Source organism: Sphingobacterium sp. UBA7631, from assembly GCF_002483935.1.
In the GTDB taxonomy this organism is placed as follows: Bacteria; Bacteroidota; Bacteroidia; order Sphingobacteriales; family Sphingobacteriaceae; genus Sphingobacterium; species Sphingobacterium multivorum.
In genome coordinates, this window is record NZ_DLIX01000010.1 from 700,124 (window position 1) to 723,612 (window position 23,489).

General features: G+C 40.7%; 23 protein-coding genes. 14 read left to right on the forward strand and 9 right to left on the reverse strand.

The annotated features are described in order from the left end of the window. Positions 1 to 61: 61 nt before the first annotated feature. Together B3P16_RS19520 and B3P16_RS19525 are read right to left on the reverse strand one after the other, a co-directional pair. On the reverse strand, positions 62 to 988 hold the full coding sequence (locus tag B3P16_RS19520; protein ID WP_312194605.1) for an alpha/beta hydrolase: 927 nt from the start codon (positions 986 to 988) through the stop codon (positions 62 to 64). Next, complete coding sequence (locus B3P16_RS19525; RefSeq protein ID WP_115048521.1) at positions 975 to 1,874, reverse strand: hypothetical protein; 900 nt, start codon at positions 1,872 to 1,874, stop codon at positions 975 to 977. The genes B3P16_RS19520 and B3P16_RS19525 overlap by 14 nt, the downstream gene beginning before the upstream one ends. Positions 1,875 to 1,913: 39 nt before the next feature. On the opposite strand from B3P16_RS19525, the gene B3P16_RS19530 reads away from it, so the two are divergent. Continuing rightward, complete coding sequence (locus B3P16_RS19530) at positions 1,914 to 2,807, forward strand: DUF4377 domain-containing protein (protein ID WP_286843957.1); 894 nt, start codon at positions 1,914 to 1,916, stop codon at positions 2,805 to 2,807. Positions 2,808 to 3,061: 254 nt separating this feature from the next. Then, on the forward strand, positions 3,062 to 4,015 hold the full coding sequence (locus tag B3P16_RS19535; RefSeq protein WP_139144861.1) for a glycoside hydrolase family 43 protein: 954 nt from the start codon (positions 3,062 to 3,064) through the stop codon (positions 4,013 to 4,015). Positions 4,016 to 4,097: 82 nt separating this feature from the next. Here B3P16_RS19535 and B3P16_RS19540 read toward each other — a convergent pair whose 3' ends face one another. Further along, positions 4,098 to 6,317: an NADP-dependent isocitrate dehydrogenase gene (locus B3P16_RS19540; RefSeq protein ID WP_046676239.1), complete on the reverse strand. Its 2,220-nt coding sequence runs from the start codon at positions 6,315 to 6,317 to the stop codon at positions 4,098 to 4,100. 273 nt (positions 6,318 to 6,590) lie between these two features. On the opposite strand from B3P16_RS19540, the gene B3P16_RS19545 reads away from it, so the two are divergent. From B3P16_RS19545 to B3P16_RS19560, 4 genes are all read left to right on the forward strand, one after another. Further along, positions 6,591 to 7,430 (forward strand): aldo/keto reductase, encoded by an 840-nt coding sequence (locus B3P16_RS19545; RefSeq protein ID WP_286802560.1) that lies wholly within the window; start codon positions 6,591 to 6,593, stop codon positions 7,428 to 7,430. Positions 7,431 to 7,605: 175 nt separating this feature from the next. Further along, on the forward strand, positions 7,606 to 8,454 hold the full coding sequence (locus tag B3P16_RS19550) for a helix-turn-helix domain-containing protein (protein WP_286843958.1): 849 nt from the start codon (positions 7,606 to 7,608) through the stop codon (positions 8,452 to 8,454). Positions 8,455 to 8,538: 84 nt separating this feature from the next. Then, entirely contained in the window at positions 8,539 to 9,879 is a 1,341-nt protein-coding gene (locus tag B3P16_RS19555) for a TolC family protein (protein WP_286802559.1), read from the forward strand. A gap of 107 nt (positions 9,880 to 9,986) precedes the next feature. Continuing rightward, positions 9,987 to 10,622 (forward strand): HdeD family acid-resistance protein, encoded by a 636-nt coding sequence (locus tag B3P16_RS19560; protein WP_286802557.1) that lies wholly within the window; start codon positions 9,987 to 9,989, stop codon positions 10,620 to 10,622. A 51-nt stretch (positions 10,623 to 10,673) separates the two neighbouring features. Here the strand turns inward: B3P16_RS19560 and B3P16_RS19565 are convergent, their stop codons facing one another. Then, the gene (locus B3P16_RS19565) at positions 10,674 to 11,315 is read right to left on the reverse strand and encodes a peptidylprolyl isomerase (protein ID WP_115048508.1); all 642 of its coding nucleotides are present in this window, start codon (positions 11,313 to 11,315) and stop codon (positions 10,674 to 10,676) included. 219 nt (positions 11,316 to 11,534) lie between these two features. Here B3P16_RS19565 and mgrA point away from each other — a divergent pair, with 219 nt between their 5' ends. Next, positions 11,535 to 12,566, forward strand: a complete 1,032-nt coding sequence (gene mgrA, locus B3P16_RS19570) for an L-glyceraldehyde 3-phosphate reductase (RefSeq protein WP_286802554.1) — start codon at positions 11,535 to 11,537, stop codon at positions 12,564 to 12,566. A gap of 101 nt (positions 12,567 to 12,667) precedes the next feature. Here mgrA and B3P16_RS19575 read toward each other — a convergent pair whose 3' ends face one another. The 5 genes from B3P16_RS19575 to B3P16_RS19595 all read right to left on the reverse strand — a co-directional run bounded on the left by B3P16_RS19575 (position 12,668) and on the right by B3P16_RS19595 (position 15,452). Further along, positions 12,668 to 13,195, reverse strand: coding sequence for a DUF1697 domain-containing protein (locus B3P16_RS19575; protein ID WP_286843959.1), 528 nt, complete (start codon positions 13,193 to 13,195; stop codon positions 12,668 to 12,670). A 9-nt stretch (positions 13,196 to 13,204) separates the two neighbouring features. Continuing rightward, positions 13,205 to 13,507: an MGMT family protein gene (locus tag B3P16_RS19580; RefSeq protein ID WP_046676233.1), complete on the reverse strand. Its 303-nt coding sequence runs from the start codon at positions 13,505 to 13,507 to the stop codon at positions 13,205 to 13,207. Positions 13,508 to 13,634: 127 nt separating this feature from the next. Next, entirely contained in the window at positions 13,635 to 14,129 is a 495-nt protein-coding gene (locus B3P16_RS19585; RefSeq protein WP_286843960.1) for a hypothetical protein, read from the reverse strand. 284 nt (positions 14,130 to 14,413) lie between these two features. After that, positions 14,414 to 14,623, reverse strand: coding sequence for a hypothetical protein (locus tag B3P16_RS19590; RefSeq protein ID WP_286843961.1), 210 nt, complete (start codon positions 14,621 to 14,623; stop codon positions 14,414 to 14,416). Next, a complete protein-coding gene (locus tag B3P16_RS19595; protein ID WP_286843963.1) occupies positions 14,613 to 15,452 on the reverse strand; it encodes a class I SAM-dependent methyltransferase in 840 nt (279 codons plus the stop codon). The genes B3P16_RS19590 and B3P16_RS19595 overlap by 11 nt, the downstream gene beginning before the upstream one ends. A gap of 404 nt (positions 15,453 to 15,856) precedes the next feature. On the opposite strand from B3P16_RS19595, the gene B3P16_RS19600 reads away from it, so the two are divergent. From B3P16_RS19600 to B3P16_RS19630, 7 genes are all read left to right on the forward strand, one after another. After that, positions 15,857 to 17,272, forward strand: a complete 1,416-nt coding sequence (locus B3P16_RS19600) for an aldehyde dehydrogenase family protein (protein WP_286751773.1) — start codon at positions 15,857 to 15,859, stop codon at positions 17,270 to 17,272. Positions 17,273 to 17,277: 5 nt separating this feature from the next. Beyond that, a complete protein-coding gene (locus tag B3P16_RS19605) occupies positions 17,278 to 18,102 on the forward strand; it encodes a helix-turn-helix domain-containing protein (RefSeq protein ID WP_286843965.1) in 825 nt (274 codons plus the stop codon). 17 nt (positions 18,103 to 18,119) lie between these two features. After that, positions 18,120 to 18,917 carry an SDR family NAD(P)-dependent oxidoreductase gene (locus B3P16_RS19610; protein ID WP_286751771.1) on the forward strand — a complete coding sequence of 266 codons (798 nt, stop codon included), beginning with the start codon at positions 18,120 to 18,122 and terminating at the stop codon, positions 18,915 to 18,917. 370 nt (positions 18,918 to 19,287) lie between these two features. Further along, the gene (locus B3P16_RS19615; RefSeq protein ID WP_286843967.1) at positions 19,288 to 20,577 is read left to right on the forward strand and encodes an epoxide hydrolase family protein; all 1,290 of its coding nucleotides are present in this window, start codon (positions 19,288 to 19,290) and stop codon (positions 20,575 to 20,577) included. 30 nt (positions 20,578 to 20,607) lie between these two features. Continuing rightward, a complete protein-coding gene (locus tag B3P16_RS19620) occupies positions 20,608 to 21,900 on the forward strand; it encodes an epoxide hydrolase family protein (protein ID WP_286843969.1) in 1,293 nt (430 codons plus the stop codon). Between the two features lie 243 nt (positions 21,901 to 22,143). Then, the gene (locus B3P16_RS19625) at positions 22,144 to 22,605 is read left to right on the forward strand and encodes a protein-disulfide reductase DsbD domain-containing protein (protein WP_286843971.1); all 462 of its coding nucleotides are present in this window, start codon (positions 22,144 to 22,146) and stop codon (positions 22,603 to 22,605) included. 57 nt (positions 22,606 to 22,662) lie between these two features. Beyond that, positions 22,663 to 23,436, forward strand: a complete 774-nt coding sequence (locus B3P16_RS19630; protein ID WP_286751767.1) for a DUF1223 domain-containing protein — start codon at positions 22,663 to 22,665, stop codon at positions 23,434 to 23,436. Positions 23,437 to 23,489: the final 53 nt, after the last annotated feature.

The window sequence follows — 23,489 nt, forward strand, 5'->3', positions numbered from 1 at the left end:
AATTTGTTAGTTAAGGTCTCTGTTTAACAAAAATAGCATTTTATTCATTTATGCCAAATATTTATCCATTTTTCTTTTCACTTTTCTTCGCTTGATCAAAATACCCCTTAAAAAAAGCCATTTGATAAACAATTGACCGAGACCAGTACTCCCAATTGTGTCCACCTTCACTTGTAACAAAGGTATGATTTATATTATGGTACATCAATTTATCATGCAGCGCAACATTCACCGTGTAGAAAAAATCTTCCTTACCGCAATCGATGATTAAGCGAAGTTTATTATTGATTAATTTGGGAACCATATTCATAACAACACGATTATCCCATTCTTGCGATACATCAGCATAATTCCCTATGCGATCTTTAATTTCCCAATTTAGGGGGAAAGGTCTAAAATCTACCCCACCGGCCGTACTTCCTGCAGCGCCATAGCTATCCTGATGTTTTATGGCCAGCGAGAGCGCGCCATGCCCGCCCATACTTAAACCCGTAATAGCCCTTCCGCTCCGATCTTTGATCGTTGAATAATGCTGATCTACATAATCGATCAGCTCTTTGGACACAAAGGTTTCATATTGGTAGTTTTTATCGTTCGCGATGTCCCAATACCAGCTTCCAAAACCGCCATCGGGACAAACCACCATATAACCATACTGATCTGCCAATGCGCTTACACTTGAATTTTTAACCCAATTGCTATAATTACCGGAATAACCATGCAATAGGTAAAGGACGGGATAATTGATTTTGCTCGAGTAATTTTGCGGAAGAATTACGACTGTCTTAATTGCTTTACCCATGGACGGGCTCTGAATGGAAAGAGTATCCACTTTTGCAGCGTAGGAGTTCGTGAGTGTGCATAAAAATAAAGTGAATGCAATTAACAGCTGTCTAATACCGGCCAGACAAAATAGGCCGCTTTTGATAGGATCGGTTTGATGAAAATTATGCATCGAATAACTGAAAATAGGTCTAGTGTTTATCATAAATGTATTGATTTCTTTCAAAGAAATAAAGATAGGATTTTAAACCAAATGGACGCTCGCTAATTGTATAAAATCCAGTTCCATTGCTATCGAAAGCTATTGCTTCCCCCTGCGGCTCTACCTGATAAGGCAGAATAGCTGGCTTTCGTTGCAATACCTGCTTCCAGGATTCACTTCGGTTTCTCTGCCAATAGAAAATATGGGTAATATTCTTTACAAGCAGTTGTGTACCTGTCTGATCTATAGCAGAAGCCGTAGCAAAAGTAAATGGCAGCTCTGCTATCCTATTTAAGGTGAAATATTGCTGTTTAACATTTGTAAATACTTCGGCGCCATAAACAGTCGATCGAAATTCACGTTTAGATATAACATACAACATGTTGTCAATTGGATCAATCATAATCGATTCGGCATCTAACCGTTGCTGGCCAGGAAATTTAAGAAAGATAGCCCGAATGGACTTCTTCGGAATAAGCCCAGGATCATCGGCCTGAGGCTCAGGAAATACATACAGGCATGTCCAGGTTCTTTTCCCGGCGTTGTTTCCGATGTCCGCGAGGACGAGAAAATAGGTATCTCCAATTTTCACCCGATCGATATCCTCACAGTCGACGACAGAGACTCCTTCAAGTGAAAATTTTTTCAGTAGTTTGGCCTGACGATCAATTAAATAAATAGTTGCACCGTCACCACTATCATTGTGTACCCAAAAATTACCCTCCTGATATGCCGGTGTAATACCCGACACTTCCTTCAATTGTGGATCAGTCAGTTCCCCAAGAGCAATTTGCGTTTTAAAATAATCCTTCCTATTTTGGCTGTACACCTGCAAACTTAACAGCGAAAATGTAAACAGCAGGCACAGATTCAATCGTGCAATATTCATGTTTAAAGATACGTTTTTATTGATATTTACATTCCAATTATGAAGAAGCTTTCCACATACAGTTCATTACTCCTTCTTTTAACACTCTTATTTCCTTGTCACAGCCTACTCGCGCAGAATTCTTCATTTCGTGTAAAAGTAAAATCAGGTCTTCGACAAACACCCCCCTATCTTGTCAAGTACTACAACAGCAAAGATTGGGAGAAATTCAATACCGAGATACGCCAATTTGATTATGATCCCAAATTTGAATATGACATCAAGATCCTCAAACGTCAAAACGGTTCACGTCCAACATACAGCTTAGCCAAAACGATCACAAAATCATTATCGGAAGAGACGGCCGTAGACACATGGGAAGTTGGAGAAAACTACGTAAATGCTCAGAACCTTGGTAAATTGAAGTGTCTGCAGATAAAATCTGATAAAAAAAATAAATGGGAATACCTCGCTGCAACCATTCAAGGTTTCGATTACCAAGAGGGCTACCGTTACCGCATTCGGGTAAAACAAACGAAACAAAAAGATACAGACACCATCACATACAGCTTAATTGAAGTTGTCTCAAAAGAACGTACAAATGAACTGCCCAGTGTGGCCGCATTTCTGGCTCGTTTTAAATGGAATTTACTTCAGTTAAATGGAAAGGATGTCACCGACAGCAAAGCAAGCATCGGGTTCGATGCCCGAAATGGCACGATTACCGGAACAACGGGATGCAACAATTTTTGGGGAAATTTCACTATTAAAGGGGACAAAATCAGCTTTATACACCTAGCAAGCACCATGCGTGCCTGCAATGGCCAAAATATCGAAAATGACTTTTTCCAAATTTTTGAACAAAAACAAATTCAATTTGACATAGCCGAACAAACCTTAAATTTATACAACGACAGAAAACTAGTCATGATTTTTGGGTTAGAGCGGGAATAAAAAAACACCCAAAGTCTGGGAGACTTTGGGTATCTTAGCCATATTATTAACCTATTTTATGAAAAGTATTTATGCCATTTGGAAATGACATAAACAAATATGTGAAATAAATCGGAAACAATCGAAAGCACAATAATATTTTAACAAAATTTTAACATTTCAAAAAATAATGAGATAAATGAGCATAAAAATGATTCATTTTGACTCATTCCGATCCATATTTATCCTGTATCTTACAGGTTTAAACCGATACAATGATTAAAACATTTTTAACATCAACAGCCTTACTTTTAACCGCGACACTTTTTGCCCAGAAGAACCCTGTCATCAAGGGAAACTATGCCGATCCTGAAGGTATTATCTATGGCAATAAATACTGGATATTCCCGACCTATTCGGCACCTTATGAAGAGCAGATATTCTTCGACGCGTTTTCATCTTCCGACTTGGCCACCTGGACAAAACATAGCCGTATCTTGGAGAACAGCAACGTTAAATGGGCGAAAAAAGCCATGTGGGCACCTGCAGTATTGGAAAATAAGGGTAAGTATTATCTGTTTTTCGGAGCCAATGATGTGCATCAGGGAGAGATCGGAGGCATTGGGGTCGCTGTGGCCGACAAGCCAGAAGGCCCTTATACCGACCTATTGGGCAAACCCTTAATCAACGATATTATCAATGGCGCTCAGCCGATAGATCAGTTTGTTTTCAAAGATAAAGACGGTACTTTCTACATGTATTACGGCGGTTGGAAGCACTGCAATATGGTCAAACTGAAACCTGATTTCACAGGCTTGCTCCCTTTTGATGACGGGACCTTTTACAAGGAAATCACCCCTAAGGATTACGTCGAAGGACCATTTATGTTTATAAAAGATGGAAAATATTATTTCATGTGGTCGGAAGGTGGCTGGACAGGCCCCGACTACAAAGTCGCTTATGCCATCGCCGACTCGCCCTTTGGCCCTTTTGAGCGCATCGGGACAATATTGGAACGGGATCCGGAAGTCGCTGTTGGCGCCGGACATCATTCAGTCATCAAAGTACCCAACAAAGACAAGTATTTTATCGTCTACCACCGTAGACCGCTTGGCAAAGATGGGGCCAATGAGCGCGTCACCTGTATCGAGGAAATGAAATTTGACAAAAATGGACATATCATACCTGTTAAGATGACCTTTACAGGTGTCAAGTATCCATTAAAATAGCAAAAATACTCGTTTTTGCAAACAACAAAAGAAGCCCAGATCAATCGAACTGGGCTTCTATTTTTATGAAAACAATTACCGCTTAAATGCTAGAAATTGCATTATTTAATGTTTCAGATGGACGCATTGCCTTAGCAGCCAATTCATCATTCGGGAAATAGTAACCGCCGATGTTTTGTGCATGCCCCTGTGCAGCGATCAGTTCTTCATTGATTTTCGCTTCATTATCTGTCAACACCGTTGCAACAGTTGCAAATTTCTCTGCCAATTCAGCATCTTTTGTCTGTGCCGCCAAAGCCTGAGTCCAGTATAGTGTCAAATAGAAATGTGATCCGCGATTATCAATCTGACCAACTCGACGTGCCGGAGATTTATCGTTCGCTAAGAATTTTTCTGTTGCTTCATCCAAGGTCTCCGCCAATACAAGCGCTTTTGGATTATTCTGTGTTTGAGACAAGTGTTCCAAAGAAGCACCAAGCGCCAAAAATTCACCCAATGAATCCCAACGCAAGTAACCCTCTTGAAGGAATTGTTCTACGTGTTTCGGAGCCGAACCACCAGCACCTGTTTCAAATAAACCACCACCATTCATCAATGGAACAATAGACAACATTTTAGCTGATGTACCCACTTCTAAGATCGGGAATAAATCCGTCAAATAATCACGCAACACGTTACCAGTTACTGAAATGGTATCCTCGCCCTTACGAATACGTTCCAAAGAGAATTTCGTCGCATCAATCGGAGATAAAATACGAATATCCAAACCAGTTGTATCAAAGTTTGGCAGGTATTTTTCTACTTTTTTGATGATTTCTCTATCATGTGCACGGTTTTCATCTAACCAGAATATAGCTGGAGTTTCAGATAAACGAGCACGATTCACAGCCAATTTCACCCAGTCTTGAATTGGTGCATCTTTCGTTTGACACATACGGAAGATATCACCTGTCTCCACTTTTTGCTCCATGAAAACATTTCCTGCAGCATCAACCACGCGAATAACGCCGTTTCCTGCAGCTTGAAAAGTTTTATCATGAGATCCGTATTCCTCAGCTTTTTGCGCCATCAAACCTACGTTTGGCACAGAACCCATTGTTTTAGGATCTAAGGCACCATGCTCCTTACAGTCTTCAATTGTAGCTTCGTAAACGCCAGCGTAACAACGATCAGGAACCATCGCAATAGTATCTTCTTCTTGACCGTCTTTATTCCACATTTTACCACCAATACGGATCATTGCTGGCATAGAAGCGTCAATAATAACATCAGAAGGCACGTGGAAATTTGTAATGCCTTTATCCGAATTTACCATCGCTAAAGCAGGGCCGTTTGCGATAGCAGCGTCGATAGCAGCTTTCACTTCAGCCTCTTTTGCATGGCCCGCGATTTTAGCATAAACCTCACCTAAGCCGTTATTTTTATTGATACCCAGCTCTTTGAATAAATCGCCATATTGCGCAAAAACATCTGCAAAATAAGTTTCAACAACAGCACCAAAGATAATCGGATCAGAAACTTTCATCATTGTTGCCTTTAAATGTGCAGACAACAATACCCCTGCCGCTTTCGCTTCAGCGATAGCATCTGCTACAAAAGCTTTCAATGCTGTTAAACTCAACGTTGAAGAATCAATAACTTCACCCGCTTTCAATGGCGAAAGTCCTTTTAATTCTGTTACTGCACCTTGCTCATCAACAAACTCAATTTTAAATTGGCCTTCATTTTCTACGGTTACAGACTGCTCTGAGCCATAGAAATCACCTGAAGTCATTGATGCAACCTTTGTTTTAGAATCTTTCGCCCAAGCACCCATTTTATGTGGGTTTGCTTTTGCATAGTTCTTAACCGCTTTAGGCGCACGGCGATCTGAGTTTCCTTCACGCAATACAGGATTTACCGCAGAACCCAATACTTTGGCATATTTCGCTTTAGCTGACTTTTCCTCTTCTGTTGTCGCTTCATCAGGATAGTTTGGAACAGCGTAGCCTGCTTGCTGTAATTCAGCGATAGCACCTTTTAACTGCGGAATCGAGGCGGAGATATTCGGTAATTTAATGATGTTTGCTTCAGGAGTTGTTGCCAACTGACCCAACTCAGCCAATGCATCAGCAATTTTTTGATCTTCTTTTAAAAATTCTGGAAAGCTAGCAAGAATACGGCCTGCTAAAGAGATATCTCTCAATTCAACATCGATATCAGCTGTAGCTGTAATCGCTTGAACGATAGGCAAAAACGAATAAGTCGCTAATAAAGGAGCTTCATCTGTTTTTGTCCAAACAATTTTTGATTTGTTTGACATAGTAATCTATTAGAAATATGTTTAATTTTTAATGCTATGTGAAATCATTGAAAAATCTGAATTTCTCAAAAATTCGCCTAAAGATAAGAATAAATGCCATAATTAACGAGGAATTGCACCCCTTTTGACAATAAAATTGTGAAAATAAATATATTTTGGCAATACAGAATAAGTCGCCCCTCCTCTACCCAAAAGTATTTCCTCTTGACATTTCAGTGACCAGATACTACAGGCGAAATCCTATTTTAGCTCAACATAAAAACACGACTCACAATGAAAACATTCAAATTGAACAATGGAATTGAAATTCCGGCAATTGGATTTGGAACCTGGCAAATTCCTGAGGGCGACGAAGCTTATCAGGCAGTTAAAGAAGCACTTGCCGCTGGGTATACACATATTGATACTGCGGCCATATATGGCAACGAAAAGAGTGTTGGAAAAGCGATAAAAGACAGTGGTATCGATCGTAATTCGCTGTTTATTACAACAAAACTCTGGAATACCGAGCGTGGATACGATAAGACTATTGCTGCATTCGAAAAATCGCTCAGCGATCTACAATTGGATTACCTTGATCTTTACCTGATTCATTGGCCTGCCAACGAAACGCAATTTGCAAACTGGTCTGACATCAACGCCGATACCTGGCGGGCTTTTGAGCAGCTGTACAAAGAGGGGAAAGTTAGAGCGATCGGCCTGAGTAATTTCCCCAAAGACTACCTCGCCAAATTATTGGAGTCAGCGACAATCATCCCTGCAGTGAACCAAATTGAATTTCATCCGGGTTACCTTCAGCAAGATACTGTGGCACTCTGCCAATCCAATGACATCCTTGTTCAGGCTTGGTCACCCCTGGGTTCGGGCAGAATATTACAGGATGAAACACTCGTTGCTTTGGCTAAGGAAAAGAATACTAGTGTTGGACAACTCTGTATCAAATTTGCTTTATCTCAGGGTATCTTGCCGCTGCCAAAATCAACCAATCCCGATAATATTAAAAGAAATTTAGTGATCGACGATTTTGAGCTGACAGCAAGCGATATCAAAACTATCCTCGATTTACCTGAAATGGGGTTTTCCGGATCGGACCCTAAAAAAGTCGCTTTTTAAAGGTGATAATATAGGATTGATGGAGTCGCTCTTGGGCTGCTCCTCCAATCTTATATTGTTGAGCTTCCAGTACCAAAGAAACTGATTGTCCCTTTTTCCTAAACAGGATATAACAATTTTTTGCTATTATAGCGGTAAAGTTGCCTACACTATTCCTTACTTTTTTATTATAAAAATGAATGAAATAGAACTTATAGATCAATCGGAACTTCCTGCGAAGGGAGAAGACTACTACTATCACCCCTTATGGACGACTTGTATACTGCTGTATAGAGGCTCTATCCAGGTCAATAGCAATGGTACGCTTACCGATCTCCAAGCTGGCAGTATCCTCTTTATCGGATACAATAAGTACTACAGCTTTACAACAATTAGTACCGATGCTATATTTAAAATCCTTCATTATGACCGGAATTTTTCCAACCGAATACGCTTGTCGATCAGTCGATATGATGCGTATCGGTTAATCAATGCCAATCGTTCCACACCTTTTACTCCCGCCCCCAACGATTTTGAAGCTATCTGGACATTGTTATGCACTTTGCATAGCAATCGTAAAAAACCGATCGACCCGAAGAAGGATTTTCTCCAAAAAGCCAACATCAATATTTTTATGGCTATTATCTACCTTTTGGCCGATGTGATCTATACTGCTGGTGAAAGCTCCGGAAAGGCACGCAACAAGAGAAAGGAAGAAATTACCGTACATTTTTTACAGCTTATAGCTGATCACTACAAAGCGCAGCGCGATCTCTTATTCTACGCCGACCGCCTCCACATTTCCATCAAATACCTGTCGATCAGCGTCAAGGAGATTACACAAGAATCGCCCTCGGAAATTATCAGTAACTGGCTAGTCACAGAAGCTAGAGCGCAGCTCACCATTTCTACCAAAACAATCAACCAGATCTCACAAGAGTTTAATTTTTCAGATCAATATGCTTTTAGCAAGTTTTTCAAAAAACATGTCGGCATAACACCTAAGCTATTTCGTGAACAACAGGTAAATCTTGTTACCAATTGAACATCATAAAGCAGTAATCAAACATTTCTTGTCACCCCAGGGCATGCTAACTTTGTATCACATATATAAACAAAGTTAAATACCATGAATACAAAGTCAAGAGCCCGAAAAATAGGTTTTTACTTGACGTTATGCTTCTTTACATTATTTTGCAATCAAACATACGGTCAAGACAGCATAAACAGCCGAAAAATATCAATTGAAAAACTGTTCGAACTTGCTATCCATAACCACCCAAATCTTATTGTTTCGGCGTCGGCCGTAAGTATCGCCCAACAAAAAACGGAAGTTGCAAAATTAAGAAGGCTTCCCGAAATCAGTGCTTCAGCATCGGCTTTTTACCTCGGCAACGCTGCGTTGATCGACAAAGACCTTTCGGGGTCGGAAAAAGTCCCCTTACCCCATTTCGGTAACAACTATGCATTGGAAGCGAAAGAACTTATCTGGAAGGGCGGTGTCGTAAAAAATAGCATCAAAGCATCCTCGCTGGGCGAAGAACTGGCTGAATTGGACCATAAAAATGAAGAACAGAACATTAAAATTTTGGTTTTAGGCTATTACCTTGATCTATTTAAACTGAAAAATCAAGAAGCTGTCTACAATCAAAATATTGAGCTTGCGCACAAGAGACTGGACCTGACGGAAAAATTATATAAACAGGGCATGATCACCAAAAATGATGTTATCCGCAACCAATTGCAAATATCCGAGTTGGAGTTAGCCAAAGAGGTGATTCAGAACAATCGGAAAATCCTGAATGAAGAGCTTATAGTCGCATTAGGGCTACCGGAGAGCACAGTAATTGAGCCGGATGACAAACTATTAAACAGCAGTTTTCAGCTGACAGACCTCGCGAGCTTAAAACAAGACGCGTATGTATTCAGCCCGGGCCTTCAGCTCGCGGCCAAGGAAGCCGAACTTTTGCAGACAGAAAAAGCTATTACAAAATCAGAGCGATCCCCTGCCCTCAGCCTATTCGCGGGAAACAGTCTTGTGAAACCTATCACCAATGTGATGCCGGTGATCGACAAGTATATGAATACCTGGAATACCGGTATCTCCCTGAATTATACGATTTCTTCACTCTACACGACAGGAAAAAAGCTTAAACTAAATGATCTACAAATTGAAAAGAACGAAAAATACACAAGTGCTCTGAAACAAAAAACCAGCGTCGCTGTTAATACTGCATACATTAAATACAATGAGGCCTACTCACAACGCAAGACGCTGGAATACAATAAAGCCCTTGCAGATGAGAACTATCGTATTATTGAGAAAAAGTATTTGAACCAATTGGCGTTGATCGTCGATATCATGGATGCTTCAAACTCAAAACTTGAAGCGGAATTGAAATACACAAATGCTGAAATCAATATTGTGTATGCATATTACAAACTTTTAAAAGAGACTGGAAAGATCTAGTACATTTTCCTTTTGCCTAATTTAATCAGTTTTATATATGTAAGGCCTCATTAAGTAATTAATGGGGCTTTTTTATCGACAATACTGCATCATCTTAACTCATTATTATGGCAAATTCATTTTTTAAAACGATCAGATCATCCATCAAGCACTGGTATATTCCGTTGATTATCGGCATTCTATTAATTCTTTTGGGGTTCTATACCATTTACACACCTGTTGCCGCATTTCTCACATTAGCGATTCTTTTTTCATGGTCATTTATTATTTCCGGTATTTTGGAAATTATCTTTGCCGTGCAGAACAAAGATGAAGTGGACGGTTGGGGTTGGTACCTCACCGGAGGAATTCTTTATACCCTATTCGGCATATTACTGATTGCCAACCCGTTGCTTTCAGCCAGCACGTTGGCGTTTATTGTAGGCTTTTATGCGCTCTTTAAATCCTTTCAATTGCTATCCTTTTCTTTTGACCTCAAAAATTACGGCAGTAAATCTTGGGGCTGGAATTTATTATTTGCCATTTTAGGCATTATTTTCAGCTTTATCTTACTTTGGAATCCGCTATTTGCAGGTTTTTCGCTGGTCATATGGACCGGAATGGCCATAAGTACGGTGGGCTTTGCAGCCTGTGTCTTTGCATTTCAGCTGAAAAGTCTCAAAGACATCCCGAGCAAGCTGCCAGACGAGTGGAAAGAGCGTTATCAGAAGCTTAAAGAAGAATTTGATCAACACAGCAAATAGAAAAAGGGCTTAGTTGCCCTTTTTTTATGAATATTGCTCCGACTGTTAAGTTTATTTACTTATTTCGACAATCTTAAAAGGCACATTATGAAGTGGAAAATCTTGTTTATCCGTCTTTACCCGACTGATTTTCATGATCACCTCTAATCCCTCATAAATCTCGCCAAAAACGGTAAAATCGTGATCAAGTCTTGGCTGTCCGCCACGAGCCAAGTACTCCTGACGTTGTGCTGCAGTATATTTTATCCCTTTCTTCAATTCCAGACTATCCAGTTCTGCTGCCGTGATTTTCTTTCCGACCACGAAATAGATCTGATTTAAAAAAGATGCTTTTGCGGGGTTTCCATCCCGTCCTGCACCCAAGGCACCTATTTTATGATACGCCCGGTCATCGAACTCTGCCGCCAATCGCGGTTTTCTATGAAGAGGATCTGCCGCCTCACGTTTTTCAATATCGATATCATGCTCTCCGCCCTGCACAACAAAATTTTCGATAATCCGATTAAACAATGCTCCTTGATAGACCGTATCCCGAATAGATCGCAACATCAAATCGCGATGATTGGGGGTATAATCATAAAGTACAACTTTAAAATCGCCAAAATCAGTCTTGAAAAGTAAATGTTTTGATTGGGCATAACAATTCCCCAATACAATAAAAACAAAGCTTAGGATGGTTAGAATTTTCCTCATCGTATGAATTAATCGTTTTCTTAGATTTCATATAAAAATACATTAAATTTCGATTTTTGAAAGACATTGAGCGGCAGTTTTCCAAATGCTCTCGAAGAATATCTGTACAGGATACTTTCAAAACTTTTCCTGCACTAAAAAATTACAGCCATCGTATGGAATTAAAACTTGCAAATAAGCGTAAATTTATCTTAGTTTGGATTAAAACTATTCAAGACTATGCAGTATACAGCAAATCCAGACCGATATCAAGATATGATCTATAATCGTTGTGGTCAATCCGGTCTTCTATTGCCTGCCATCTCATTGGGAATGTGGCATAATTTCGGTGACGACACAGCCCATCAAACGAAAGTTGATATTTGCACAACAGCGTTTGACCTGGGAATTACCCATTTCGATCTCGCAAACAATTATGGTCCGCCTGCTGGAAGTGCCGAAAGGGCCTTCGGACAAATATTAAAAGAACAATTTTACGGTTTACGCGATGAGATGATTATTTCATCAAAAGCGGGATATCACATGTGGGACGGGCCTTACGGAGAATGGGGAAGCCGTAAATATGTGATATCAAGCTGTGAGCAATCACTTAAACGCCTGGGTATCGATTACGTCGATATTTTCTATTCACATCGTTTCGACCCCAATACCCCCTTGGAGGAGACCATGCTGGCGCTAGATCAGCTTGTCCGTAACGGAAAAGCGCTTTATGTCGGTATTTCATCCTATAATTCGCAACGCACAAAAGAAGCCTATGCAATCCTGAAATCATTGGGCACACCTTTTATTATTCATCAGCCTAGCTATTCTATGCTAAACAGATGGGTAGAAACCGATGGCTTGCTCGATACCTTGGATGAGATAGGCATTGGTTCTATCGTCTTTTCCCCTTTGGCACAGGGCATGCTCACCGATAAATATTTACAGCATATCCCCGAGAATAGCCGTGCGGCGCAATCCAAATCACTTCAGACAAAATTTCTGAATGAAGAAAATCAAAAGAACATCCAGGCCTTACATGCAATTGCACAGCGTAGAGGGCAATCACTGGCACAAATGGCTATAGCATGGGTTTTACGCAAGAAGCAAGTTACATCGGCGCTAATTGGCGCCTCAAGACCACAACAGGTCATTGATTGCGTGGGTGCGCTGAAGAATCTGACGTTTAGACCGGAAGAAATTCACGAAATTGATCTTTATGCAAAAGACGGCCATATTAACATCTGGGCTAAATCGGCTGAGATTGATTAAGATCAATGCCATAAAAGTTTTCATCCAAGTAACTACTTCGCGCATGGCTGAATTCCATAAACTAAAAATGAGCCTGGATAATACCGGGCTCATTCCGTTAATTAACCCATTTTTTTCAATATCTTTTCAAAGGTGTTGATATTCCGGCTTGTCATCTTATCTTTCAGATTCTTTTTCCCCAACACCTTTCCGAAGCTGGAATCCAAGGTATTGCCCTTGGGTACGCACCAATAAAAGACCGTATCGACAATTTCGCCCTTCTCTCCCGGCACATGTGTCGAATTGCTGAATTCATCCATCAGTATTGTTTCGACACCTGTTGTCCCTACGAAAGCATAGACATGGAAGTCCGTATGTATTTCAAAAGGAATATTTGCCTGCAGCAATTCCACTTCTTCCTGTGATCGGATGAACAAAAAAGCTTCATAAGAAAAATAGGCCGACATGGAATCCTCCAGTAACTGCTTGAGCGAGGCGGGCGCTTTGTCCGACGAAAAAACAATATTTCCAGAAGCCAGTACCGAAGTAACGTCCGTTACACCGACGTCCTTAAAAACCTGACAGACATCTGACATCTTCATATTGGTTCCCTTCACATTGACGCCGCGTAGAAAAGCACAGTATTTCATAGTATTACATTAATCGATTATTTCGTCCATCGGATCCCAAAACAGCTTTCTAAAGTCCTTGATCCGTAAATTATTGACAACAAGCCCCTCGGCTTCAAGCCGTTCTTGAAATTCAGGCACTGCGAGCGTGCCGCCACTGGATACAACACGGTGGGCGGGTACATCACTGGGACATCCTCCCATAGCCTTTCCGACATGTCGCGAATGATTTGGATAGCCCAAGGCTTTTGCTATCGACCCATAGGTCGTCACTCTACCATTCGGAATCAGTTTAGCCAACTCATATATCTGCTGTTTGAATTGCTCATCCATGTTAATTTATATTTTATTTATGGTGTTTATTTATGTCAAAAAATTTTCTTTCCCTTTTTTACAGCAAAAAATGGAAAGCAATCTAAGTTACAAAAAGCTATTATAAGCGGTACGGTCTTTAATAGATTCACTTATCTAACTTTTTGTTTCCGTATGATTGTGGGGGAAAATATTCTTCCAATTGTCTATATACACGATTCCAGCTAGGGTTATTGTCAGCATTCAGTTTTACATATTGCCCCATTTTTGTTGTAATGCTTATTTTTATATCTATTCCGTCGTATGGCTGACGCGATTCCTCTTCTTTAGCGGCAATAAATTTTTCCAAATCAATTTTATCCAATAACAAGTTCCATTTATCTTCTGTGTTGACATATGATTTTAGGGTACTCTGCGCTGTATCAATTGCAGAAAACAGACAATAAATACTATCTCTTGTTATCTTCATCGTATAACCTTTTGAAGGTGTTACTGTAAATCCGCCAACCATAGAAATTGACACTGCTGTAATCTCATTTTTAGTATTTTCTGCCGTCACCCGATGTGAGTTATGGGTACAGCTTTCTCCTAAGAATAGCTGTCCGACCAAAAGTGAGAACTTTAGGATCAATTTTCCGCCCATATCTTGTTCCTTTAAACGTTAATAAGTAAATAATCAAACAAAAAAAACGTTATCTGTTGTCAACAGACAACGTCTTTTGCTGCTTTCCTAATTTACAAAAGTTATTAGGATTTCGTGCTCCCAATCGCTATATTCATTACGTATCAAATCGATCCCTCGAAATATAATCTCAGCGTAAAACCCACCAATAAGCAAAGCCGCAACTATCGCCATGACCAGCCTTGCCAGACTAAAGGCAACATAGACTATTGCAGTAACAGCTCCTAGGAAAAATACATTAGCGGTTAATTTTTCTTCATTCTCTTTGCTCTTTTCGTCGGGCTGTAATTGCAGGATCTGATTGCTGTATATTCAATTTTATATTCAGACAAAAGCTGTACAATTATTTTGTTGGTTTCGTTTTCGTTCAATCCTATTTTTTCTCCGAGATCAATTTCGTTTAGTTGACCATCATTGTCTATTAGTGCCCAGTAATATTTGTCTTTATTTTCCATGGTTATATGTTTTTTGTACCGCTATCATCATATGTGGACTGAATGGAAGAAGGTAGCTATCATTTTCAGTAATTTGAATAAGCTCCATGAGTACTCTCCGCCGTTGGTAGTTCTGCATATTGGCAAAAAAGTCTTTGTCCAACCATGCCAAACCTTCAACTGCATACGTATTTAAATAGGTTAATTGTTGATTTAAAAATTCATTCTTTAATTGTTCGGGCCTATGATAAAATGCTTCTGCTAAAAGCCAAGGGAAATCAGGGGGCGGATTATGTTTGCCAAGTGTTAGTTCTTCCTTACACATTTCAAAAAATGACTTTTTGTGGATTAACCCATTTAAAAGACCTACCAAAGTGGATGCAGTATAATTAATGGCAAAACCCAATATAACGCCGTTGTTTTTCAGAACTCGTTTGGCTTCACAAATGGTTAAATCCCGGTCCTCTTTCTCTTGAAGATGATAAAGTGGACCGTGTAGTATAATAAGGTCGGCATAATTATCTGAGAACTCTAATTTTCGAGATTCTCCTTTGTGCACAGCAAATTTGTTTTTCAATTTATTAGCTCTGTCGCGGGCTATTTTTAAATGTTTTGTAACGGGCTCCACCAAATGAACTCGATGTCCTTTCTTTGCAAGCCATTCCGAATACTTCCCTGTGCCACCACCGATATCAATTATGGTTAATGGTGAAGAGATGATGTATTTTTCTATAAGTGATTTTATTCTTTCAAACTCAAATACTCCCATTCCCTTATCAAGTCTGGTTTCTTCCGATACTTTATCGTAGAATAACTCTATTTCTCTACTTATTAATTGTTTACTATTCATTATATTCCTTGTATAATAAGCATTTTAAATGCTATAACATCGTAAAATGATAAACCAATCGATTTGATAATCAATTTTTCGGTTGTGATTTAATAAAATATGGGGATACAATTATCTGTGCACTGAAAGTCAAAAGATTTCATGCAGTTATAGCTCTTTTTCGAGCGTGTCTTTTTTAGTTAAGACGCAGATAATATGTTAGATATAGTATAACAGACTACAAAGGTAGAATTTTTTTTGAAAAAATTAATCTTTCTCACAAACTACTACTTGTGATTCAGCATGATACTTGAGCCTTTCAACAAAGTAATCTGGGCTTTCTAACAAACCTTCAAGGATGGCAGCGATGTAATTTTGTGTCAATAATAACGATGCTTTTGAGCGAAGTTTTAAAAGACAACAAAATGAAAATAATTAACCAACATTATGTCGATGGGCAATTTCGGCCTTCGACTGGTACCGAGAAGATGGATATCATTAATCCTTCGGATGAAAGCCTCATCGGTCATGTCATCTTGGGCAATGAGCAGGATATGGAGGCTGCAATAGTTGCTGCATCAGCAGCTTTACCTTCTTTTTCACAAACAATAAGAGCACAACGCATGGATTACCTACAGCAACTGCATGATGCGCTGATGGAGCGGCTCGATGACCTGCAGGAAGCAACCACAACAGAGTATGGTGCAACAGTACAACGGTCTCGCTGGTCAAACCAGTATGCCGCTGAGACTTTCCTCTACTTCAAGGAAATCCTTAAGGATTTTTCTTTCGAACGTCCCATAGGTCATTCGGTAATTTCTATGGTGCCAGTTGGCGTAACCGGTATTATGACGGCCTGGAATGCCAATTCAGGTTCCATATGTGTGAAGCTGGCTGCTGCGATAGCAGCTGGCTGTACCGTAGTAATCAAACCCAGTGAAATGAGTGCGATTCAGTCGCAAGTTTTGGCAGAGTGCTTCCACCAGGCAGGACTTCCAGCCGGCGTAATCAATATGGTACATGGACGCGGAGATATTTTGGGAACGCTATTGTCTACCCACCCTGCTGTGGCTAAAATCCTATTCACAGGCTCTACAATAGTCGGCAAGATCATTGCCCGTAATGCAGTAGATACGATGAAGCGCGTCACGCTGGAACTCAGTGGAAAATCACCCAATATTATTCTTGATGATGCGGATCTTGATACTGCAATACCAATGGCGGTAAGTGCAGCCTTTATGAATAGTGGTCAAGCCTGTATTGCTGGCACACGACTGCTGGTACCGGAAGCTGTCCTTCCAGAAGTTAAAGCTATCTTGCTGAAAACAATGGCTACACAAATAGTTGGTGACCCAAGAGATGAGCAGACGGTCATTGGACCAATGGCCAGTCAGAAACAGTTTGACCGGATACAACATTATATCAGGCTGGGTATCGACGAGGGCGCGGAACTTTTAGTTGGTGGTTTGGGTAAACCGGATGGATTGCAGAGCGGATTTTACGTCAAACCCACTATATTTACAGGTGTAAGTAATGACATGACGATTGCGCAAGAAGAAATTTTCGGACCTGTATTATCCGTTATTACCTACAAAACTGAAGAAGAAGCTATTGCCATTGCCAACGATACCATATATGGATTGCATGCTTATGTAAGCAGTTCATACATGGAGCGGGCGCAACGAGTTGCTGCACAGATTAATGCCGGCAGGGTCGCGATCAATACGATCTATCACGATGCGCTGGCACCATTCGGCGGATTTAAACAATCAGGCCTGGGCAGAGAAGGAGGATTATATGGACTCGAAGAACAATTAGAACCAAAAGTAATCATAAGCTAATCGCTATGGAATGTAAAAATGATATTTCCGAAAAAGCAAAAGATGCAGCTAAAGGCCCCAGAATAGTGCTAAATACCTATTCCGGAAACACGATCGAGGGCGAAGCTTTTGTAGCAGATCATATCTTCAGTTATATTCTCCAGGGGAAACAGGATGTCTGGCTTGCTGATCAAAAGCATTCCTATCGGGAAGGTGACTTCCGCTTTTTTCGACGCAATCAATTAACAAAATACGTGAAAAGTACCACCGATGGAAGTTTCAGGTCTATAGCAGTGCATATCGATCAGTGCACCTTAAAGGAAATGAGCGAACAATATGGACTGAAAGCTGATAGCATAATTGATCCCCATTCAGCACTGCTTATCCAGCCAGGTGCATTGCTGAAAGGTTTTGTAGATTCCTTGGTTCCTTATCTGCAACAGCAAACGGATGACCGTATTGTTGCGCTTAAAGCCAGAGAGCTTGTTTTACTACTTATTCAGCATAATCCTGCATTTAAAAATGTGCTGTTTGATTTTAATGAACCGGGTAAGATTGACCTGGAAGCCTTTATGAACAGCCATTATCGCTACAATGTACCAATGGAACGTTTTGCTTTTCTTACAGGCCGCAGCCTTTCGGGTTTTAAGCGCGATTTTGAAAAGCAGTTTCATACCAGCCCGGGCAGGTGGCTGTTGCAGAAGCGCCTGGATACAGCCCGCTTCTTGATCGAACAGCAAAAAGGGAAGCCGTCCGATGTATACTTGGATCTGGGTTTTGAGGACCTCTCCCACTTTTCCTTTGCCTACAAAAAGGAATTTGGTTATGCGCCAAATAAAAAACATTCATAGCATAAAAATCAATTAAAATGGACATACAATTAAAGGGCAAACGTGCCCTGGTAACCGGATCTAGTTCCGGGTTGGGCGAAGCCATTGCTAAAATGCTCGCAAGTGAAGGCGCCATGGTAATTATACATGGACGTAACCTTAAACGGGCCGAGGATGTAGCTGCACAGATTAACGCTTCCGGTGGATCTGCCACAGTAGCGATCGGAGACCTTGGGACGGATGAAGGCGCCGATGCTGTAGCTGCAGCGGCACTCTCCTCCGGACCGGTGGATATACTGGTTAATAATGCCGGAGTTACTTCCCACAAATCATGGGGCGAAGCCAGTACAGAGGACTGGTTAGCGCTGTACAACACAAATGTGGTTTCATATGTACGTATGATACAGCGCATCGTCCCACAGATGAAGGAGCTTGGTTGGGGCAGGTTAATACACATTGGAGGTGGATTGGCCATACAGCCCATAAAGGAACAGCCACATTATAATGCGACTCTTGCCGCGCGACATAATATGTCTGTATCGCTAGCTAGACAGCTTAAAGAGACAGGCATCACTTCGAATATCGTATCTCCCGGAGCCATTATCAATCCAATGGTAGAACAATGGCTCGAGCAGGCAGCACCTAAATTTGGATGGGGAACGGATAGGGAAGAGATTAAGTACAAAGCAGTTCAGGAGCTTATCCCAAATGATACGGGCAGGTTTGGTGCACCTGAAGAAATTGCGGGTGCCGTTGTCTACCTCTGTAGTCGTTTTGCTGACTATGTCAGCGGTTCTGTACTACGGGTCGACGGAGGGACGATCCGTTGTTTATAAAATCAGACCGACAAAGTGAAACAGCGGTTTATTTACCGCTGTTTTTCTGTTTTTGAAACTTTTTGCTTTCATATTTACTGTAATGCATCTGCTCTATAGACCAATATAAGATCTTCCTCACCTTTTCATCAAAGATGTGCAGCAAACGCCACAGTTACCACCGGTTCGAACATTTGTCTAAGTTACACGCAATTTATAAATATATCATTCAAAACGATCAATTATAGCATCATCTTGTTCGTGGATTAAAATAACCAACTCGACAGCTAATATGTCCGGTTCAACCGATTGTTTCTTTCCATAGCCTTTGGCTTGGTCTACATTTGTCTCAACAAAAAGAAATCAGGACAAAAATTCAAAACAAGAAACAATGAAAACAAAACTTACAACCGTACTCTTAGCAGCAGCATTCTCGCTAAGTCTACCTACCATTGCCAGTGCTCAAAACAACAAAACTACCAGTACTGTTTTAAAAACAAACACCAGCATCCGGCCATTTAAGATCAACATTCCTCAGTCAAAGCTTGACGAGCTCAAACGCCGTATCGCGGAAACTCGCTTTCCCGATAAAGAAACTGTGAATGATGAATCTCAAGGCATTCAATTAGCACAGTTGAAGGAACTGGTAACCTATTGGGGGAAAGGATATGACTGGCGAAAACTTGAAAAAAAATTAAATGCTCTTCCACAATACATAACAAAAATTGATGGTTTGGATATCCAGTTCATCCATGTACGCTCAAAAGAATCCAATGCACTACCGGTAGTCCTTACCCACGGTTGGCCAGGGTCACCGCTAGAATTCATAGATGCCATTGGCCCGCTGACTGATCCTCTAAAATATGGTGGAAAAGCAGAAGATGCGTTCGATGTGATTATCCCTGCAATTCCAGGATATGGCTTTTCAGAAATCCCTAAAGAAACAGGCTGGAATCCAGACCGCGTTGCCAAAGCTTGGGATGTATTGGTAAAACGCCTTGGCTACACAAAATATGTTTCGGAAGGTGGTGATCATGGTTCAGTGATCTCCGATGCATTGGCAAAGCAGGCTCCGTCCGGACTTCTTGGAATACACCTTACGATGCCCGCAACAATTCCCGCTGAATTGGTAAAACCGATTAACGCGGGTGACCCTACTCCTATCGGACTTTCAGAAGACGAAGCTAAAGCATATAATTCTCTAAGTACATTCTTTGGAAGAAATGCAGCCTATGGCGGAATGATGGTTACAAGACCACAGACAACAGGTTATCTTCTGTCTGATTCTCCGAGTGCACTTGCAGCATTCTTGTACGAAAAAATTGCAGAATGGACAGAAAGTGACCTACAACCCGAAAAAGTAATCCATAGAGATGCAATATTAGATGACATTACATTGTATTGGTTGACGAATACCGGTGCTTCCTCTTCACGGTTCTATTGGGAAAACAATAACAATAATTTCAGTTCAGATCATCAAAAAACCAAGACTATAGAAGTTCCTGTGGCGATTTCCGTATTCCCACATGAAATCTACCAAGCACCCGAAAGCTGGTCAAAAGCCGCTTATCCCACCTTGTATTACTATCATAAAGCGAAAAAAGGAGGACACTTTGCAACATGGGAGCAACCTCAGATTTTTACGGAAGAGCTTAGAGCTGCATTCAAATCCCTTAGATAAATTAGTTAAATCCCTTATAAAATTCCTACAATGAAAAAGACCATAATAACGGCAACATTTCTAGCGATGTTTGTATTAGGAACTGTACCTACCTACGCGCAAATCGCCTCTAACAATACAGTTCAGCTAGATCAGAGCATTCGTCCATTCCACATCCGAATACCCGATGCAAAGATCACAGATCTGAAAGCACGGCTACGGAATACAAAATGGCCGGACAAGGAACTTGTCAACAATGAAACACAAGGGGTCGAACTTGCTACGATGAAGTCACTTGCGGACTATTGGTTGACAAAATATGACTGGCGAAAAATAGAATCAAAACTAAATTCTTACCCGCAGTACATTACAAATATTGACGGAGTGGATATTCATTTTATTCATGTCCGCTCAAAGAATAAAAATGCGCTTCCAATAATTATTACCCATGGCTGGCCAGGATCGATTATCGAGCAATTAAAGATCATTGAACCGCTTACCAATCCGGAGAAATTCGGAGGAAAAAAAGAAGATGCTTTTGATGTGGTAATTCCGTCCATTCCCGGGCATGGTTTTTCGGGGAAACCCACAGAACTTGGCTGGAACCCTGTACGTGTAGCCAAAGCATGGATCACACTCATGGACAGACTGGGCTATCATAAATATGTAGCCCAAGGCGGTGACTGGGGAAATGCAATCTCCGAAAATATGGCGCTGATTGCTCCCAAATCATTACTTGGAATTCATACCAATATGGCAGCCACAGTACCAAGTGAAATATCGCAGGCCTTGGCAAAAGGTATTATACCTTCGGATTTAGGCCCAGATGAAAAGAATGCGTTCATGCAACTGGACTTTTTCTATAAAAAAGGTTTGGGCTACGCCAATGAAATGAGTCTACGCCCCCAAACGCTTTATGCAATTGATGATTCACCGGTCGGATTGGCAGCCTGGATGCTTGACCATGATTACCGGAGCCAAAAATTGATTACACGTATATTCGCAGGTCAGCAGGAAGGACTATCCAAGGATGACATCCTTGACAATATATCCTTGTATTGGTTTACAAATACCGGAATATCTTCAGCGCGTCTGTACTGGGAGGCATCCCAGATATCCACAGCGGGATTTTTTGATCCAAGGAGATTAAAGATTCCGGTAGCGGTAAGTGCTTTCCCCGATGAGATCTATGCTGTTCCAAAAACTTGGGCCCAACGCGCTTATCCGAAACTGATCTACTTCAACAAATTGGAAAAGGGCGGGCATTTCGCTGCCTGGGAGCAACCGGAACTCTTTACAAAAGAAATGAGAAATGCTTTTCGATCATTAAGATCAGACCTATAATGGCCATCATGAAAAACTAAAATAAATCATTTGTTTTGATTGTGCTGTTTTTTTCCGTCCACTTTTTCAATTTTGAAATAGTGGACTTTTTTTATCGCATTTCCCCTAAAATTTTTGATGTCCATAAGTGCCGGCTTCAATGGGAAAAAAGTCCGTTCTAACCACTTTTCACTATTCTGAAACTGTTATTTACCGTCTATTTGCATAACAAAACAACAGTTTTTAACTAAAAAAATAAGAAAAATGAACAAGCTAGCAATTTTAATGATCACAGTCCTAATGATGTTCTGCGGTTATTCCAAAGGTCAGACTTCCAATGGTCAGATAACATGGGAATGTATTCTCAAAAGAAAATCCCCTGACGAAGGAGAAATTTCAATGAAAGCAAAGATACCCCAAGGGTGGCATATGTATGCGCTGGGCAATAGTCCCCAGAGCCCCATTAAAATGAACTTTAAATTCCAGCCTGATAAATCTTATGAACTGGTAGGGAAAGTGGCCCAACCTACACCACTCCAAAAGTTCGAAAAAGTATTGGGTATTCCTGTAACCTATTTTGAGAACGATGTTGAGTTTAGTCAAAGAATCAAAATAAAAGGAAAGAATGGCACGATCAGGGGGACAATTCAGTTTATGCAATGCAGCGATGAAATCTGCATCCCGCCTCAAGACTTCGGTTTTTCCCTCAAAATCTTCAGTTTATAATTGTCATATAAAAAACCCTTAATTCATCTTTTCATCAATAAAATAAAAATCAATAGCATGAAATCGATAAAAGAAATATTATACGTCTTAAGTCTTCCTTTGATCATCACACTGATTATGGCTTTCAAAGGATTTGCAGATGACCAGAAAATGGAAAACATCAAAGCAAAAAATTCGGATAAAAGCTTCGCTGTAGTCGAACTGTTTACTTCCGAAGGTTGCTGGAGCTGTCCTCCGGCAGACGAACTGATTGCTAAGCTCGAAAAGGATAACGAAAACAAGAAACTTTTTATTCTGGCATACCATGTAGATTATTGGGATCATCAGGGATGGAAAGACCGTTTCAGCAAAGCCAGGTTCACAGAAAGACAAAAAGAATATGCAACGTGGATGAACCTAGGGACGTTATACACGCCTCAGATGGTAATCAATGGCAAGACAGAAACAGTTGGCTCCGAATCCACCAAAGTATTACGCAGCATTCAATCGGCAATGCTGGAGACCCATGCGGAAAACCTGATTGTAAAAATTGAAAAATCCGAAGGTAAATCTATTCAGATCGGCTACACATCAAAATCAGCATTGAAAAACTCCACAATCCTCATGGCACTTGTTCAAAAGAAAGCCTCTTCGCAGGTCTCAGCAGGTGAAAACGCCGGAAAAGCGCTTTCACATGTACAAATTGTAAGGGACTTGCAAAGCCGAACACTTCAAGCCAATGGCAGCTTCTCATTCAAACTTCCGGATACCAAAGAAGATTGGGAAATTATCGCTTTTGAACAGAACCAGAATTCTGGAGAAATCATTGATGCGACCAGCGTAAGTTTATAGGAAACCCTGTCCGGTTCAACACCAGAAATGCTTTATTCACCTTTCAATATGTC